The following is a 17,259-nucleotide window of genomic DNA, read 5'->3' as shown; positions in this document are numbered from 1 at the left end:
CGCTCGCGGCAGGGCGATCCCAGGCGCCGGCGTCACCGAGTGGTGCGGACCCAGCCGCTCACCACCAGACGGGGTCGAGCTTGCTCTCGATCGAGCGCAGGTTCTCGCGGCTGCACCGCTCGCACGACCATGTCGTGCGACCGCGCTCGGTGCCTCGGCTCCACGTGAGCCTGGCGGCAGCCTGGTCGTCGGCGGCTGGGGTAGTGCCGCAGCTGTTGCAGACGAGCACTGTGGTCATCTCGGAGGTGTCCATGGGGGTCTCCCTTCCCTCTCCTTCAAGTATCCGCCGATCCGGGCGCCGATGTGGGCGCCACGCGGAATCACGGGTAGAGCAGGGGCCGTACCTCCACGAGGAGTTGTCGGGCTCGGGTTCTCAGGCTCGGTGCGAGCGTCCCCGGACATGAGGAACCGCGGGTGACGTGCGCGTCACCCGCGGCTCGCTCACTCGATTCAGTTGTCCTGCTCCGCGCCCGGTGGCGCGGTCGTTCACTTCTCGCTGTGGCGTCGACCGGCGCGGATCTCCTGCGCGATCAGCCGGGCGCTGCGACGGATGCCGCTGCGCTCCTGGCGCTGACTGCGCTGGGTGATCCGGTCGCGAGCCAGCAGTTCGAGCTGGTTCATGACGATCTCCTGATCTGTGGAAAGGGTTGCTGTCGGGGGCCAGTGGTGTGCGGGTCATGCGTCTTCACGCAGGCTCAGGCAGCCACTGGGTGCTTGCGGGGACGGCCACGTGGCCTCTTGCGAGCCACGACTGCGCCCTGGACGAGCAGCTGCCCGCCCCAGACGCCCCACGGCTCCTGGCGCTCGAGGGCGCCGGCGAGGCACTGTGCCCGTGCGGGGCAGAGCCCGCAGAGGGTCTTGGCGAACTCGACGTCCTCCGGTCGCTCGGCGAACCAGAGCTCGGCGTCGTAGTCGCGACACGGGATCGTCTCGCCGACCTGCTCGGCCTCGGTCCTCATGTCGATCAGTTCGCTCAGCTGCATCGTTCTCACCTCCGTCTCCGGGGCACCCGTCGCGGCGTGCCCCTGCTCACTCGTCTCTGTCCTGGTCCGGAGGCCTGCACCGGTGGTGCGGGTCTCGGTCCTGCTGCTCGGCATCCGAGGAGTCATCTGTGTCCCTGATCTGTCAGGCACCCGGTCGGGTGCTCTTCTGGCGGTGTCGGTTACTGCGATGGAGCGGCCATCGGTCCTGGGAAACACGAAGGCCGCGGACCCGGTGATGTCGGGTTCGCGGCCTGGAGGTGAGGCTTCTCGGTCTGGTCAGACCGGTGGCCTCCCGAGGCGGGAGCGAACGACATCGATGGTCTTGTAGGCGGGAGCGAACGTGCGGCCGAGAACCGAGACGTCTCCCTGGGACGGGGCGCGGAAGTCAGCGACACGGCCGCCGTTGACGGCGGCGATGGACACAGCGGTCCCCTGGCCCATGACACGGGTGTCCGCGAGACGGATCTGGCCGGCTGCGCGCGGACGCACGGAAAGGACGCAGGAAGCTGCGTGCATCGTCATCGTGGTGATGTCCATTTGGCCGACCCTCCTATCTCTTTCTCGCGAACCCCAGCTGGCTACCTGAGCCACTGGGCTTGACCTCGTCAAGGGTACGCGCGCGCGTCGCGGGCGAACAACTCAATTAACGAACTTTTCCCAACAATTTTTTGAAGAAGGCCCCTACCCCGCGGATTCCTTTGCGGCAGAACGACTTTCGAGGAGTTCTTGCGGGTCGGCCCCGGCGAGGATGGCGAGGACGTCGCCGCCGTACTGTTCGAGCTTGCGCGCCCCGACCCCACTGATGACAGACAGGGCGCCCTCGTCGGAGGGTGCGTCCTCGGCGATCGCGGTCAGCGTCGCGTCGGTGAAGACGACGTACGCCGGGACGCTCGCGTCGCGCGCCACGGCGAGCCGCCAGGCGCGCAGCCGCTCGAACGTCGCCTCGTCGTAGGTCGGCGGACAGTCGTCGCACCGGCCGGTCTTGCGCTGCGCGGCCGTCACGAGCTCGGCGCCACAGCCTCGGCAGTGCGCGAGCCGGGCAACCTTGGGGGACGGTCGTTTCGAGCCGCTCGACCGCGCCTCGCTGCGGGCGCCCTGACCCAGGATCCCGGCTGCAGGGGCGAGGAAGCGGGAGACGCGTCGGGTGGCACGCGCACCCGGCGTGCGCGCACCCGACCACGAGAGGAACAGCTGCGTGCGCGCCCGGGTGAGGCCGACGTAGAGGAGCCGGCGCTCCTCCTCGATGGCGTCGACCCCCTCGGCCATCGAGATCGGCATCAGCCCGTCGGAGGCGCCCACGAGAAAGACGGTGTCCCACTCGAGCCCCTTGGCGGCGTGCAGGCTGGCGAGAGTCACGCCCTGCACGGCGGGGGCGTGCTGTTCGGCGGCCCGCCGTTCGAGCTCGGCCACCAGCTCGGGCAGGCGGGCATCGGGAGCAGCCGCGGCGATGTCGTCGGCGAGCGTCGCGAGCGCGGTCAGCGACTCCCACCGCTCGCGGGTGGCGCCGCTTCCCGCAGGTGGCTCGTGCGACCAGCCGGCGCCGGTGATGACGTCGCGGGTGATCTCGCCGAGCGGCTTCTCGCCGTCGTCGCTGCGGGCAGCACCACGCAACAGCAGAATGGCGTCGCGCACCTCCTTGCGGGCGAAGAACCGCTCACCGCCGCGCACGAGATAGGGCACACCGGCGTCGGCGAGCGCGGACTCGAAGGCTTCGGACTGCGCGTTGGTGCGGAAGAGGACGGCGATCTGCGCGGCGGGATGGCCGGACTCGACCAGCCCCCGGATGCGCTCGGCGACCGCACCGGCCTCGGCCGGGTCGTCGGGGTAGGACGTGAGGACGGGGTCGGGACCCGCGTCACCCTGGGCCAGCAGCCGCACGGCGCCGTCGCGCGCGGCCTGCGTGCCCGATGCCACGATCGTGTTGGCGAGTCCGACGATCTGCGGTGTGGAACGGTAGTTGCGCACCAGACGCACGACGTGGGCCTTGGGGAAACGCTTCGGGAAGCCCACGAGGTGGCGCGGGCTCGCCCCGGTGAAGGAGTAGATCGTCTGGGCCGGGTCACCGACGACCGTGAGGTCGTCGCGCTCGCCGAGCCACTGGTCGAGCAGCCGCTGCTGGAGGTCGTTGACGTCCTGGTACTCGTCGACGACGAACTGGCGGTACTGCCCGCGCACCGTGCGGGCGATGTCCTCGCGCTCGTCGAGGATGCCGACCGTGAGGAGCAGGACGTCCTCGAAGTCGATGACGCCGCGCCGCTGCTTGACGTCCTCGTAGGCCTCGAAGAGCCGGGCCATGGCCGTCAGGTCGAGACCGGGAGGCTCGCGGCGCTGCTCCCGGGCGCGGGCGGCATACGACTGCGGCGTGAGCAGGTTGACCTTCGCCCACTCGACCTCGGCGGCGAGGTCGCGGATCGTCGTGCGGTCGAACTGCATGCGCAGCCGGCTCGCCGCCTCCGCCACCGCGGGCGCCTTGTGGCTCATCACCTCCGGCGCCGCACCGCCGATGGCCTGTGGCCAGAAGAAGTGCAACTGGCGCAGGGCAGCGGCGTGGAAGGTGCGGGCCTGAACGCCCTGGACGCCGAGACCGCGCAGGCGCGTGCGCATCTCGCCGGCCGCGCGGGCTGTGAAGGTCAGCGCGAGCACGCGTTGCGGCTGCTGGAGACCGGAGTGGACGGCATACGCGATGCGGTGGGTGATGGCCCGCGTCTTGCCGGTGCCGGCTCCCGCGAGGATGCACAGCGGGCCCGGTGGGGCCATCGCGACCTCGCGCTGCTCGGGGTCGAGGCCGGCGAGGATCTGGTCGGCGGTGGGTGGAGCGCTCAGGACCGATCACCCTTCGCGTGACCCTTTGAGTGGTCCTTGGCGTCGCTCTTGGCGCGTGCGAGCACGGTGGCGGCGTGGTCGGGCACGTAGTTCTGGGCCTCCTGCGGCGGGCGCTCGTAGCCGCGCGGGGCGGGGCGCTCGGGCACGGGCGGCACGTCGGGCGTCATCGGCTCGTGCGGGATCGAGCTGAGCAGGTGGTGCATGACGTTGACGCGCGAACGGCGCTTGTCCTCGGACTCGACGACGTGCCACGGCGCCCACGCGGTGCTGGTCGCGGCCATCATGCGGTCCTTGGCCTCGGAGTAGTCCTCCCACCGGGTGATCGACTCGAGGTCCATCGGCGAGAGCTTCCACTGGCGCATCGGGTCCTTGGCCCGCGAGCGGAAGCGGCGCTCCTGCTCGACGTCGGACACGCTGAACCAGTACTTGCGCAGGATCACCCCGTCATCGACCAGCATCCGCTCGAAGACGGGCGCCTGCTCGAGGAAACGGGTGTACTGCTCGTCGGAGCAGAAACCCATGACCCGCTCGACGCCCGCCCGGTTGTACCAGGACCGGTCGAACAGCACGATCTCGCCGCCCGCCGGCAGGTGTGCGATGTAGCGCTGGAGGTACCACTCCGAGCGCTCACGGTCGGTCGGGGCCGGGAGGGCCGCGATGCGCGCCACCCGGGGGCTGAGGTACTCGGTGATGCGCTTGATGGCCGAGCCCTTGCCGGCCGCGTCGCGACCCTCGAAGAGGACGACGACGCGCTGCCCGGTGGCCCGGACCCACTCCTGGAAGGCGACGAGGTCGGCCTGCAGCCGGCTGACCTCGGCCTCGTAGACGGCGAGGTCCATCTTGTGGGGTCGTTTTGCGCCGGGCTTGGCCATGGAGTCATCCTTGCATCGAGGGGCGACGCCCGTGCAGCGCCGTCCCCACCTCGACAGCCCAGCCCGACGCCCCAGCCCGGCAGCCCAGCGCGCACCAACAGCAAGGACAGTGGAACCGATGCCCGAGCTCACCCAGCTCACGCCCCACGAGGGCTCGATCACGATGTTCACGACCGTGTGGTGCGGCTACTGCACGCGCCTCAAGGGGCAGCTGACGCGAGAGGGCGTCCCGTTCACCGAGATCGACCTCGAGGACAGCCCCGAGCACGTCGCCTTCGTCGAGCACGTCAACGGCGGCAACCGCACGGTCCCGACGATCGTGTTCCCCGACGGCACCGCCGCCACGAACCCCTCGCTCGCCGAGGTGCGTGCCCGCCTCGCCGGCTAGCTGACCCGCTCGACGACCGACTCGACCGTCTGACCGAGCCAGCGCTCGATGATCCGCTTGGCGATCGAGATGCCGCTCGGCGTACGGATGGACCCGTCGCGCAGCAGCACGCGGTACTCCTCACGCTCCACCCAGCGCGCCTCTGCCATCTCGACGGGGTCGATCGTCAGCTGAGTCTGCCTCGTCGTCGCCGCGAACCCGATCATCACCGATGACGGGAACGGCCACGGCTGGTTGCCGAGATAGCGGGCACCGTCGATGGCGATGCCGACCTCCTCGGCGACCTCACGCGCGACGGCTGCCTCGAAGGACTCACCCGGCTCGACGAAACCCGCGAGCACCGAGAAGCGACCCTCGGGCCAGTGCGCGCCCCGGCCGAGCAGGAGCCGGTCGTCCGGGTCCACGACGGACATGATGACGGCCGGGTCGGTGCGTGGGTAGTGCTCGCTGCCGTCGCGCTCGCACCGGCGCACCCAGCCGCCCTCGACCGGCTCGGTCGGGGCGCCGCAGCGTGGGCAGAAGCGGTGCGCACCGTGCCAGTTGGCCAGGGCGAGCGCGGTCGTGAAGACCCCGGCGTCGCGTGGGCAGAGCGCCTCCCCGGCCTGCCGCATTGTCAGCCAGCCGTCCACCTCGGGGTCGTCGACGGGTGAAGCGTCCTGGCCGTCCGGCTCGTCCCCGACGACGCCGAGGTATGCCGTGCCGGCGGGGTCGCGCCCGAGGAGCAGTGCGAGCCGACCTCGGTCGGCGTGCTCCGGAGCACGCAGGGCGAGTGCGAGGGCCCCGTCGGGTGAGGGGCCGCCCTGTGCGGCGACGCGCATCCGGTCGCCCCGGACCTCGGCGACGCGGGTGTGGGGGTCGTCGAGCAGCTCGCGGATGATCTCGGGTCGCCTGCGCTCGAACGCCACTCGGTCGAGCGAGCTGCGCGAGAGAGCGAGATCTGCGAGGGTCTCGTCGGTCAGGGCCACACGGACCACCCTAGGACGGCCGTGACGGGGCAGCGCAGCACCCTCGCTCGGGCGTCGCCTCCCACGCTCGGCGCGTCGCCCGACTTACGGTGGACACGTGACGCGCAGCCCGCTCTTCCTCGCCGCCCTGGCGAGCTCGGCCGTGCCGGGCCTCGACCCGGTGGCGGTCGAAGGCGTGCCGTCGCGACCCGGGGACCTCTTCGAGATCGCCTACGTCGAGGACAGCCAGGACCGCCGGTGGGTCGTCAAGGCCCCGTGCACCGCTGCCGCCGGCGCGATGCTCGACGACATCACCGCCCTGTCCGGACTGCTCGGCCGGCGCCTTGACGTCGCGATGCCGATGGTCCGTGGGCACGCGCCCGTGCCGGAGGGCCGCGCCGCGGTCTACATCCGCGTGCCCGGCCGCCCCCTCGACTTCGCGGGGCTCGGGCCGGGCAACCTCGCGGCCGAGGTCGGACGCACGCTCGCGCACATCCACAACGTCGAGCACCTGCTGTTCGAGGAGGCCGGCCGGCCCGCCTATGACGCCGAGGCCCACCGGCACCGCAGGTTGTCGGAGCTCGACCGCGCGGCTGCGACCGGCCACGTGCCCACTGGCCTGCTGACCCGCTGGGAGCACGCGCTCGAAGACGTGTCACTGTGGCGCTTCGCGCCGAGCGCGGTGCACGGCACGTTCACGGGGGCCAACGTCCTCGCCTCCTTCGACGACGAGGACGACTCCTCGAGCGGCCGCGTGCGCGGCGTGCTGGCCTGGGAGGAGAGCCGGATCGGCGACCCCGCCGACGACTTCGCGGAGCTGGCGAACGTCGCACCGCCGGAGACGCTCGACGCCGTGCTCGAGGCGTACGCCCAGTCGCGGGTCGAGCGGCCCGATGCGCACCTCGTGCGACGTGCCCGACTCGCGGCCGAGATGGCGCCCCTTCGCACCCTGCTGCACGCGCTCGCCTCCGGCCAGCTCGACGTGGTCGAGCGCACCGCCGACGAGCTGCGCGCCCTCGACGCCCGGGTCGAGGAGGACGACAGCCGGCACGCCGAGGAGGACGCAGAGCGCAGCGAGCGCACGCGTCTGGCCCGCGAGCGGGCGGTGCAGATGCTCGACCCCGACGACCCCGAGCGGCCCGAACCGGCGTGGGACGCGACGCAGCCGCACGTCCCCTTCCCCATGCTCGGCGAGACGCAGGCGATCGCGATGACGTCGCTTCTCTCCGACGCGCAGCCCGCGCCGTCCGCGCAGGAGGCCAGGTCGGCCGCACCGGACCAGGCGTATGCCGTTCCGTCGACCCCCGCTCCCGGCCCGCCTGGCCCGGACGCAGCCCCTGTCTCGCAGGTCGAGGTGGACACCACCGCCCACGCCACGGGTGGCGACGAGGCCACCGACGGGACCGAGAACGAAGTCGTCGGCTCCCGCGAGGCCGGTCCCGAGCCGCACGACGCGAGCACGGTGGAGCCCGAGGCCTCCAGGCCCGTGCCGCTCGTCGCCCCCGACGGTGAGGGGTCACCGTTCGAGATCGACGAGGTCGAGGCCCTCCCCGAGGACGTCGACGGCGTGCTGGACCTGCACGAGGGCGCATCGAACTTCGTGCCGGTGGCGCCCCATCACCACGACCGACGCAGCCACGAGGACCACTGAGCCACACGGCATACCCTCGGGTGGCCGGTCACGTGGGCACGGGGGTCAGTCGGGCAGGGCCCGCAACAGGTCGACGAGCTCGGCCTCGCCCGGCAGGTCGGGGCGCACCGTGACTCCCTCTCCGGCGTAGTAGAAGGCTGCGTCGACGAGTGCCGCGTCGACGCCCCGGAGCCGGGCGAAGGCCAGGGCGTAGGCGCCGAGCTGGAGGGCACGGACCCGGGCGTCATGGCCGGTTGGGCGGGCCCCCGTCTTCCAGTCGACGACGGTCCATCCGCCGTCGTCGCGCGGGAAGACCGCGTCGAGGCGCCCGCGGACCGCGATGCCGTCGATGATCGTCTCGACCGACAGCTCGATCTCCTCGGGGATGCGGTCGGCCCACTCGCTCGCGAGGAAGCGCTCCTTCATCGTCTCGAGGTCGGCGTCGTCGGCGGCGCCCTCGTCGGCACTGCCGGGCAGGTCGAGCAGGTCCACCATGGCGGCGCGTGAGTAGTGCTCCTCGATCCAGGCGTGGAAGGCGGTGCCCTGGCGGGCGGCGACCGCCGGCGGGCTGGGCATCGGGCGGCGCAGCGACATCGCGAACGCCTCGGCGTCGCGGGCCAGCGAGACGACGGCCGACGCCGACAGGTGGCGGGGGACGTCGACGACGGGCTCGCCACGCGAGCGCCGAGCGGCCTGCTCGGCCAGCAGGATGCGCAGGTCGTCCACCCGCGCGTCCCCCTGCGGCACCACCGGGCCGGCTTCCATGAGGGCGGCCATGCGCTCATGCGCGCCGAGCAGGCCGTCGCGGCGCACGCCCATCGGGTCGTGGGGCCACAGCTGCGAGACCGGGACGGCGAGGTGCGGGTTGCTCGGCGCCGTGGCCTTGCCCTTGTCGTCGACGAGCGGCTCGGGGGCGGCCACCCACGTCGTGCGGGTGACGGCTCCGGGCAGGGCGTCGACGACCTCGGTGAGGAAGCGAGAGGGCACCGACAGCGTCTTCTTCGCGGCCCCCCACAGGTGCGTCGTGAGAAGCATGGCCACACGCGCCCGGGTCAGGGCGACGTAGGCGAGGCGGCGCTCCTCGGCGACGGCATGGTTGCCGCCGTCGAGGACCAAGGCGTCGATGGCGGCGCTCAGCGTCTTGCGGTCGGGCACGCCACGCCAGTCGAGGTGCGGGAGTCCCGCGCGGTCACCACGCAGGTCGTAGGGCAGGGAGTCGAGGCCGACGAGCCAGCCCTTGTCCTTGACGTCACCCGAGCAGGCGTACTCGACGGGGTCGCTGTCATCGAGCGGAGCCACAGCCGTCGCGTTGTGCGCCGGAAAGACTCCCTCGACGAGGGTCGGGACGGCGACGACGTCCCACTCGAGGCCCTTGGCGGCGTGCACGGTGAGGACCTGCACGGCGTCGGCGTCGGACTCCGTGTGACCGGCGTCGAGTCCGCGCTCCTGCTCGCGCGCGGCGTCGAGCCAGCTGAGGAAGCCAGAGAGTGTCGGCCGGTCGGCGGTGGTGGCGTAGCGCGCGGCGACGTCGGCGAAGGCGTCGAGGTGGACGCGGGCCGTCGACGCGGTGTGCTCAGGACGCGAGAGCACCTCGATGTCGAGCCCGATCGCGACCTCGGCCTCGGCGACGAGGTCGACGAGCGGCAGTGCGGTGAGACGACGCAGACGGCGTACGACGTCGCCGAGCTCGTGCAGGCGGTGGAGTGCCTCGTCGCTGATGCGCGTGCCGTCGCGTCCGACCCAGCCGGGTCGTGGCAGGTCGTCGAGCGCCTCCACGAGGGTGGCCGTGTCGGCGCTGTCGGCGGCGAGGTCGCTGCCGCGCCGGTCGGCGGCCGCCGCCTGGTCCCCCACATGCCCGGCCTCACCGGCCGAGGGCGCCGCGCCCTGCTCGGACATCGCTGGTTCCGGCTCGTCGAAGCCCAGCTCTGCCTGGGTCGAGGGCGGGGCCCCGACCCGCCACGGCCGGGAGTGCAGCTCGCGCGCCCACGACCACAGGCCGGCGAGGTCGGCAGCGCCGAGGCGCACGACCGGCCCGGTGAGCAGGCGCATGAGCTGGTCACCCCGGGTGGGGTCCTGCACGACCCAGAGCGCGGCCACGAGGTCGCTCACCTCCGGTGTGACGAGCAGGCCGCCGAGGCCGACGACCTCGACGGGCAGCCCGCGGCGACGCAGCGCCTCGAGGACGAGAGCGAAGGACGAGCGGCGCCGGCAGAGCACGGCAGCCGAACGACCCGTGCGTCGACCGCTCGGGCTGAACCAGTGCGCGGCGACCCAGCCGGCGAGGTGGTCGGCTTCGTCCTCGGCGGTCTCGAGCCGCGCCACGTCGATCGCCCCCACCCCTGCACCCGGCCGCGGGCGCAACGGCTGCACGTGCGCGGTGGCCAGCGGTGCGGCCACGGCGTTGGCGGCCTGGAGGATGAGCGCGTCGTTGCGCCAGCTCGTGGAGAGCGGCAGCACGTCGGCGGGCCCGTCGTCGCCGGCGAACTCCCCCGGGAATCGCAGCAGCGTCGTCGCACTCGCCCCGCGCCAGCCGTAGATCGACTGGTTGGGATCGCCCACGGCCGTGAGCGCGACACCACGATGATGAAAGAGCGAGCGGAGCAGCTCGAGCTGCGCCTCGGACGTGTCCTGGAACTCGTCGAGCAGCACCGCCCGGAACCGCTCGCGCTCGATCTGCCCCACTGCGGGCACAGAACGCGTCAGCCGGGCGGCGACGGCCATCTGGTCGGCGAAGTCGAGGGACTCGCGCTCGCGCTTGAGGTCGAGGAACCGCTCGACGATCGGGAGCACCGTGCGTCGCTCGCGCAGCACCGTGATCGCGTCGCGCGCCGCCGTGAGCGAACCGCGGCCCTCCCCGTCGGGCAGGGCGTCAAGCCGAGCAAGGACCGAGTCGAGGTGGTCCATGACCTCGGCCGGCGTGCGGACGTGCTCGGCCATCTCGCCGGCGAGCGCCATCACGGCCTGGATGACCGTGGCCTCGCTCTTGACGACGTCGTCCATCGGGCCGTCCCAGCGCGACACCGCCTCGGCCGCGAGCTGCCAGGCCCCCGCCTCGGTGAGGACGCGGAACTCCGGCTCGATGCCCACCCGGAGGGCGTGCTCGCGGACGAGGCGACCGGCATACGCGTGGTAGGTCGACACGGTCGGAGTGCCGCCGAGCACCTCGGCGCCCGTGCCGTCGTCGGCGGCGGGTGTCCAGATGCCGGCCCGCTCGAGACCTCGCAGGCGCTTGCCGATGCGCTGCGACAGCTCAGCGGCGGCCTTGCGGGTGAACGTCAGGCCCAGCACCTGGTCGGGGTCGACGAGGCCGTTGGCGACCAGCCACACGACGCGCGCGGCCATCGTCTCCGTCTTGCCGGAGCCGGCGCCCGCGACGACGAGCAGCGGCCGCGCGCCCGCCTCGATGACGGCCGCCTGCTCGGGCGTGGGCGGCGGCATCTCCAGCGCGGTCGCGATGTCGAGCGCGCTGTGCCGCACCCCGAGGGCGGGGCGGGTGTCGGTGGCAGTCACAACGCGTCGCCCTCCGGCTGGACGGGACATGACGACCGCACGGGGCAGGTCTCGCAGGCCTTGCCCTGGGCCGCGCGGAACTCGGCCGCGCCCATGCCCTCGGCGGTGGCCTCGACGAGCGAGCGCGCCCACGTCGGGTCGTCGCTGCTCGAGAGCGGCTCCTGGGTCAGGACGCTCGGCTTGAGCCCGGTCAGCCCTCCCTTGCCGATGAAGACGAGCGCGGCCCCGGCGCTGCGGTCTCCGAGGTCGGGGAAGCCACCCTCCTCGACGGCGACCTGGTACGCGCCGAGCTGGCCGTGCCCGGCGAGCTCGGCGCGCGTCGGCTTCGACTTGCCGGTCTTGAGGTCGACGATGCGCACCCGCCCCTCGGCGTCGCGCTCGATGCGGTCGACGCGGCCGGCCACCACGGCGCGCCCGACGGGCACCCGGAAGTCGGTCTCGATGCCCACGCGCCGCCAGTCCTTCTCGGCGCCGTCGCGGTATGCCGTGAAGCGGGCGACCATGTCGTGAGCCTCCTTGCGGGTGCGCTCGGTGACCCACCCCGGCGCCAGGCCCAGACGCCCCCAGCGCTCGTCGACCTCGAGGCGAAGCTCCTCGAGCGGGGCGTCGGGCAGCTCGGCGACGATGTCGTGGACGAACGTGCCCACCGAGGCGGCGCCCAGCGACACGCCCTCCCCGCCGACGGACGTGAGGAACCAACGCAGGCCGCACTCGGCGAAGTAGGTCACCTTCGACGGCGACACGGGAACCGGCTCGTCCGGCCGCCGGACGGGCCGGTCGCTCGTCACCGGCCGCAGCGCCCACCAGGTCCGCGGGTCGGCTCCGCGCACACCCGCACGGGCTGCAGCAGCCAGGAGGTTGAGCGCGGGCTCGGCGACACCCGGGTCGGCGCTCACCACGTCGCGCCGCAGCTCGCCGACGAGCCCAGGCAGGGTCAAGGTCCGGGCCACCTCCGTGTGCGGGCGCACCTCGTCGGCCAGGCGCATCGTCTCGGGAGGGTCGACCAGGTCGAGGTAGACCGACGGTTGCTCGTCCTCGTTGCCGACCGCCGTGACGAGGAGCCGCTCGGTGGCGCGAGTGACCGCGACGAGGAAGAGTCGCGTCTCGTCGTAGCGCACGGCCGCCTGCGCTGCGCGGAAGCCCAGCGGGCGCTGTGCGACGACGTCGACGAGGTCCTCGGAGCCGAGGACCGAGCCGCGCAGCCGCAGATCGGGCCAGACGCCCTCCTGGACGCCGGCGACCACGACGATGCGCCACTGACGGCCGGCCGCCGTCTGCGGCGTGAGCAGCGAGACCCGGCCGCCGGCCTGTCCACCCACGAGAAGGGTGTCACCCGGCACGTCCTGGCCCTGGATGTGCTCGAGGAACGTGTCGGGACCGGCGGTCGGCAGGCGGTCGACGAACGCACCGGCGGCGTCGAAGAGCGCGAGGACTGCGTCGAGGTCGCGGTCGGCACGCTCGCCGGACGCACCCCCGCTGAGCGCCGTGCGGCGCCAGCCCTCGGCGACGCCGGCCCCCTGCCAGATCGCCCACAGCACGGACTCTGCCGTGACCCCGCGAGCCCAGCGTGCGTCGTCGCCGATACGCGCGGCTGCCACACCCGCCGCCAGCGCCGCGGCGATGCGCGCCGCGGGGCGGGCCGTCGAGCCGAGCAGCGTGGCCCTCGGTGCCTCCTGCAGCAGGTCGGCGAGCAGCTCGTCGCTGGATCGCTCCCCGCCCGAGGCGAGCTCGTCCTGGCGCAGCAGGCGCCTCAGCCGTCGCAGGCTCACGGTGTCCGAGCCACCGATGGGCGAGAGCACGAGGTCGGCGGCACGGACCGGGTCGATGACGTGCTGCTGACCGTGGTGCTCGGCTCGGGCCACCGCGAGGCTCTCCTCGAGGAGGTGGAGCAGCGGTCTCACGGCGCTCTCGTCACGGACCGGTGTCTCTGCAGTGCCCGCCTGGATGGGAACCCCCGCCTGCCCGAGGAGCCGTCGCATGGTGTCGGCGCGGCCCGACCCGCGGACGATGACGGCCATGTCGGTCCACGGCACGCCCTCGACGAGGTGCGCCCTGCGCAGCAGGGCCGCCACGTGCGCGGTCTCCTGGGCAGCGGACCGCAGCAGTGCGACCTCGACCGTGCCCCGCTGCGGCGCGGATGCCGCGGAGGTGAACCGACGCTGCTCTCCCCCACCGAGCGCGCCGATGCGACGGGCGACGCGGTCGGCGGCGGCTGCGAGGGCCGGCCCGAGCCGGTGGGAGCGGTCGAGGACGACGGTCTCGCTCGCGGCCGGTGACACGACCGGCGGCGCGAGCTCGAGCAGGGACGGCGCGGCGCGGACGGCATACGGCCCGGGCGAGCTGTCGGCGAGGTCGGCCCACCCGTCGGCGAGGAAGCGTGGATCGGCCCCGCGGAAGGCCTGGACGGCGACGTCGGGGTCTCCGAGGAGGACGACGCGCGGGCCGCCGCCGCCGGCGACGACACGCAGCAGGCGGGCCGCCGCGGACGTCAGCTCCTGGGCCTCGTCGACGACGACGAGCCGGATGCGCTCGTGGAGCCGGTCGAGTGCCGAGTGGTCGTCCTCGAGGAGCTCGGCGGCGGCCGTGAGCACCCAGGCGGGGTCGTAGGAACCGTGCCGGCTGAACGAGGTGACCTGGTCGTACTCACGCAGCACGTGCGCGGCCGCCACCCACTCGGGCCGCTCGTGCTGGGCGCCGAGGTGCGCCAGGTCGTCGGGCCCGAGGCCGTGCTCGACGGTGCGCATGAGCAGGTCGCGCAGCTCGTTGCGGAAGCCTCGGGTGCGGAGCGCCTCGCTCAGGCCGTCGGGCCAGGTCGGCCCCGGGACCTCGCCGGACGCGTGCCCGGCGAGCAGGTCACGCAGGATGACGTCCTGCTCGGGGCCGTTGAGCAGACGCGGCGCCGGGCGCCCCCGCAGCGCAGCCTCGGCGCGCAGGACCCCGAAACCGAACGCCTGCCACGTGCGGGCCAGCGACTCGGTGGAGGTGCCGTCGAGGCGGGCCGTGACCTGCTGCCGCAGCCGCGCCGCAGCACTGCGGCTCGACGTGACCATGAGGCAGGCGTCGGCGCGCAGGCCGTGCGTGCGCACGGCGTCGACGACGAGCTCGACGGCCAGGGTCGACTTGCCCGTGCCCGGCCCGCCGAGGACGCGCAGGACTCGAGCGGTCGAGTCGAGCGCGGCCTGCTGACGCTGGTCGAGCCGCACCGCCGCCGAGGTGAGGGCGGGAGCGCGACGCAGGATGACCACCGGAGGATTCCATCACGTCGGACCGACACCCGCGCGACCGGAGACGGCGAGGGGCCCGGGCGGCTCGATCGCCGGCCCGGGCCCCTCATGCGTCGGTCAACGCGTCACGTCAACCGTCACGTCCAACATCACGTCAACGTGTCACTTCACGTCGAAGCGGTCCGCCTCCATGACCTGCGACCACGCGGCGACGAAGTCACGGACGAACTTCTCCTTCGCGTCGTCGCTGGCGTAGACCTCCGCGAGCGCGCGCAGCTCGGAGTTCGAGCCGAAGACGAGGTCGACGCGGCTACCGGTCCACGTCTGCTGGCCCGCGGCGTTCGTCGCCGTGAACTCGTCGGCGGCCTCGGACCTCGGCGTCCACGTCGTGCCGAGCTCGAGCAGGTTGACGAAGAAGTCGTTCGTCAGGGTGCCGGGCCGGTCGGTCAGCACGCCGACGGTCGAGCCGCCCGTGTTGGCGCCGAGAACGCGCAGGCCTCCGACGAGGACGGTCAGCTGCGGGGCCGAGAGCCCGAGCAGGTTCGCCTTGTCGACGAGGAGGAACTCCGCGGGGACGTTGCTGCCCTTGCCGAGGTAGTTCCGGAAGCCGTCGGCGCGCGGCTCGAGGTAGCCGAACGACTCGACGTCGGTCTGCTCCTGCGACGCGTCGACGCGACCCGGACGGAACGGCACCTCGACGGTCACGCCACCGGCCGCGGCCGCCTGCTCGACCGCGACGTTGCCGCCGAGGACGATGAGGTCCGCGAGCGACACCTTGCGGGTCGACTGGCCGTTGAAGTCGGCCTGGACACCCTCGAGGGCGCGCAGCACCGTAGCGAGCTCCGCCGGGTCGTTGACGTCCCAGCCGGCCTGCGGCTCGAGGCGCACCCGTGCACCGTTGGCACCGCCACGCTTGTCGCTGCTGCGGAAGGTCGAGGCCGAGGCCCAGGCGGCCTTGACGAGCTGCGTGACGCTGAGGCCGGTGTCGGCGATCCGCTGCTTGAGCGCGGCGACGTCCTCGGCGGTGACGGGCTCGCCCTGCGCCTCCGGCAGGGGGTCCTGCCAGAGCAGCTCCTCCTGCGGCACCTCGGGACCGAGGTAGCGCGCCACGGGGCCCATGTCGCGGTGCGTCAGCTTGAACCAGGCCCGCGCGAACGCGTCGGCGAACTCGGCGGGGTTCTCGTGGAAGCGGCGAGAGATCCGCTCGTATGCCGGGTCGACCCGGAGTGCCAGGTCGGTCGTCAGCATCGTGGGCAGACGCTTCGCACCGCCCTCGTCGGGTGCCGGGATGATCGCCTCGGCGTCCTTGGCGACCCACTGGTGTGCGCCGGCAGGGCTCTTGGAGAGCTCCCACTCGAAGCCGAAGAGCACGTCGAAGAACGTGTTGTCCCACTGGGTCGGCGTGGGCGTCCAGGTCACCTCGAGGCCCGAGGTGATGGCGTCCTTGCCCTTGCCGGTGCCGTAGGACTGCTTCCAGCCCAGGCCCTGCTCCTCGAGCGGGGCGCCCTCGGGCTCGGTGCCGACGTACTTCAGCGGGTCGGCCGCGCCGTGTGTCTTGCCGAAGGTGTGGCCTCCGGCGATGAGGGCGACGGTCTCCTCGTCGTTCATCGCCATGCGGCCGAACGTCTCGCGGATGTCGCGGGCCGAGGAGAGCGGGTCGGGGTTGCCGTTGGGGCCCTCGGGGTTGACGTAGATGAGGCCCATCTGGACCGCGGCGAGCGGGTTCTCGAGGTCACGCTCGCCCGTGTAGCGCTCGTCGCCCAGCCACTCGGTCTCGGAGCCCCAGTACACGTCGTCGTCGGGCTCCCAGACGTCCTCGCGGCCGCCGCCGAAGCCGAAGGGCGTGAACCCCATCGACTCGAGGGCGACGTTGCCGGTGAGGACCATGAGGTCGGCCCACGAGATGCTCTGGCCGTACTTCTTCTTGACCGGCCACAGCAGGCGGCGGGCCTTGTCGAGGTTGCCGTTGTCGGGCCAGCTGTTGAGCGGGGCGAACCGCTGCTGGCCGGCGCCCGCACCGCCGCGCCCGTCCTGGACGCGGTACGTGCCGGCGCTGTGCCACGCCATGCGGATCATGAACGGGCCGTAGTGGCCGAAGTCGGCGGGCCACCAGTCCTGCGAGTCGGTCATGACGGCGGCGATGTCGGCCTTGACCTCGGCGAGGTCGAGGCCGTTGAACGCGGCGGCGTAGTCGAACTCCTCGCCGAGGGGGTTCGCGACGGCGGGGTTCTTCGCGAGGACCTTGAGGTTGAGGCGGTTGGGCCACCACTCACGGTTGCCCGTGCCGGCGGGCCGGGTGGTGCGGTCCCCGCCGAAGGGGCACTTGGCCGCCTCCGGCTCGTTCATCTCGCCGACCTCGGCGTTGGGGTGGTGCAGCTCAGACACGGGAACGTCCTTCTTTTCGTGGATGGGCAACTTCAGGAGGCGACCGTGGTGGCGCACTGCGGGCACGTGCCCCAGTACGTCACCTCGGCCTGGTCGATCACGAATCCGTGGTCGTCGGATGCCGTGAGACAGGGGGTGTGGCCGACGGCGCAGTCGACGTCGGCGATGGAGCCGCACGAGCGGCACACGACGTGGTGGTGGTTGTCGCCGACGCGCACCTCGTAGCGCGCGACGGACCCGGCCGGCTGGATGCGGCGCACGAGGCCCACCGCCGTCAGGGCACGCAGGACGTCGTAGACGGCCTGGTGCGAGACGTCTCCGACGGCCTCGCGGACGCGCTGGATGATCGAGTCGGTGTCGGCGTGGGGGTGGTCGCTGAGGACCGTGAGGACTGCGACGCGGGGGCGTGTGACGCGCAGGGCCGAGCGCCGTAGCAACGCTTCGACATCGATCCCGGCCATGCGGCGAGTGTGGCGCGTTATCTTGAACAAATCAAGTCT

At 72.7% G+C, this 17,259-nt stretch carries 13 protein-coding genes; 2 read left to right on the top strand and 11 right to left on the bottom strand.

Annotation, left to right across the window (positions count from 1 at the left end; translation table 11 throughout):
• Positions 1-58: 58 nt before the first annotated feature.
• The 6 genes from ACFQU3_RS08065 to ppk2 all read right to left on the bottom strand — a co-directional run bounded on the left by ACFQU3_RS08065 (position 59) and on the right by ppk2 (position 4,678).
• Complete coding sequence (locus ACFQU3_RS08065; protein ID WP_385908498.1) at positions 59-253, bottom strand: hypothetical protein; 195 nt, start codon at positions 251-253, stop codon at positions 59-61.
• A 233-nt stretch (positions 254-486) separates the two neighbouring features.
• Positions 487-621, bottom strand: a complete 135-nt coding sequence (locus tag ACFQU3_RS08060; RefSeq protein WP_385908496.1) for a hypothetical protein — start codon at positions 619-621, stop codon at positions 487-489.
• A 74-nt stretch (positions 622-695) separates the two neighbouring features.
• The gene (locus ACFQU3_RS08055; protein ID WP_188030307.1) at positions 696-983 is read right to left on the bottom strand and encodes a WhiB family transcriptional regulator; all 288 of its coding nucleotides are present in this window, start codon (positions 981-983) and stop codon (positions 696-698) included.
• Between the two features lie 276 nt (positions 984-1,259).
• Positions 1,260-1,520, bottom strand: coding sequence for a hypothetical protein (locus ACFQU3_RS08050; protein WP_385908494.1), 261 nt, complete (start codon positions 1,518-1,520; stop codon positions 1,260-1,262).
• Between the two features lie 144 nt (positions 1,521-1,664).
• A complete protein-coding gene (locus tag ACFQU3_RS08045) occupies positions 1,665-3,740 on the bottom strand; it encodes an ATP-dependent DNA helicase UvrD2 (RefSeq protein ID WP_385908492.1) in 2,076 nt (691 codons plus the stop codon).
• Positions 3,741-3,802: 62 nt separating this feature from the next.
• Entirely contained in the window at positions 3,803-4,678 is an 876-nt protein-coding gene (ppk2, locus tag ACFQU3_RS08040; RefSeq protein ID WP_385908490.1) for a polyphosphate kinase 2, read from the bottom strand.
• Between the two features lie 118 nt (positions 4,679-4,796).
• On the opposite strand from ppk2, the gene ACFQU3_RS08035 reads away from it, so the two are divergent.
• Positions 4,797-5,066, top strand: a complete 270-nt coding sequence (locus ACFQU3_RS08035; protein WP_385908488.1) for a glutaredoxin domain-containing protein — start codon at positions 4,797-4,799, stop codon at positions 5,064-5,066.
• Here the strand turns inward: ACFQU3_RS08035 and nudC are convergent.
• A complete protein-coding gene (nudC, locus tag ACFQU3_RS08030) occupies positions 5,063-6,031 on the bottom strand; it encodes an NAD(+) diphosphatase (RefSeq protein ID WP_385908486.1) in 969 nt (322 codons plus the stop codon). The two genes, ACFQU3_RS08035 and nudC, sit on opposite strands and share 4 nt — an antisense overlap.
• Positions 6,032-6,128: 97 nt before the next feature.
• Here nudC and ACFQU3_RS08025 point away from each other — a divergent pair, with 97 nt between their 5' ends.
• A complete protein-coding gene (locus tag ACFQU3_RS08025) occupies positions 6,129-7,661 on the top strand; it encodes a phosphotransferase (RefSeq protein ID WP_385908484.1) in 1,533 nt (510 codons plus the stop codon).
• A gap of 45 nt (positions 7,662-7,706) precedes the next feature.
• Here ACFQU3_RS08025 and ACFQU3_RS08020 read toward each other — a convergent pair whose 3' ends face one another.
• The 4 genes from ACFQU3_RS08020 to ACFQU3_RS08005 form a co-directional block, all read right to left on the bottom strand.
• Positions 7,707-11,150, bottom strand: a complete 3,444-nt coding sequence (locus ACFQU3_RS08020; protein ID WP_385908482.1) for an ATP-dependent helicase — start codon at positions 11,148-11,150, stop codon at positions 7,707-7,709.
• The gene (locus tag ACFQU3_RS08015; protein WP_385908481.1) at positions 11,147-14,395 is read right to left on the bottom strand and encodes an ATP-dependent helicase; all 3,249 of its coding nucleotides are present in this window, start codon (positions 14,393-14,395) and stop codon (positions 11,147-11,149) included. The genes ACFQU3_RS08020 and ACFQU3_RS08015 overlap by 4 nt, the downstream gene beginning before the upstream one ends.
• 141 nt (positions 14,396-14,536) lie before the next feature.
• Complete coding sequence (gene katG / locus ACFQU3_RS08010; RefSeq protein WP_385908613.1) at positions 14,537-16,720, bottom strand: catalase/peroxidase HPI; 2,184 nt, start codon at positions 16,718-16,720, stop codon at positions 14,537-14,539.
• Positions 16,721-16,791: 71 nt separating this feature from the next.
• Positions 16,792-17,220 carry a Fur family transcriptional regulator gene (locus ACFQU3_RS08005; RefSeq protein WP_385908479.1) on the bottom strand — a complete coding sequence of 143 codons (429 nt, stop codon included), beginning with the start codon at positions 17,218-17,220 and terminating at the stop codon, positions 16,792-16,794.
• Positions 17,221-17,259: the final 39 nt, after the last annotated feature.

This window comes from Terrabacter sp. GCM10028922 (assembly GCF_042666095.1).
Lineage (GTDB): Bacteria > Actinomycetota > Actinomycetes > Actinomycetales > Dermatophilaceae > Terrabacter.
Note: the sequence above shows the minus strand (reverse complement) of the source record. Positions and strands in the feature narration are given on the sequence as shown.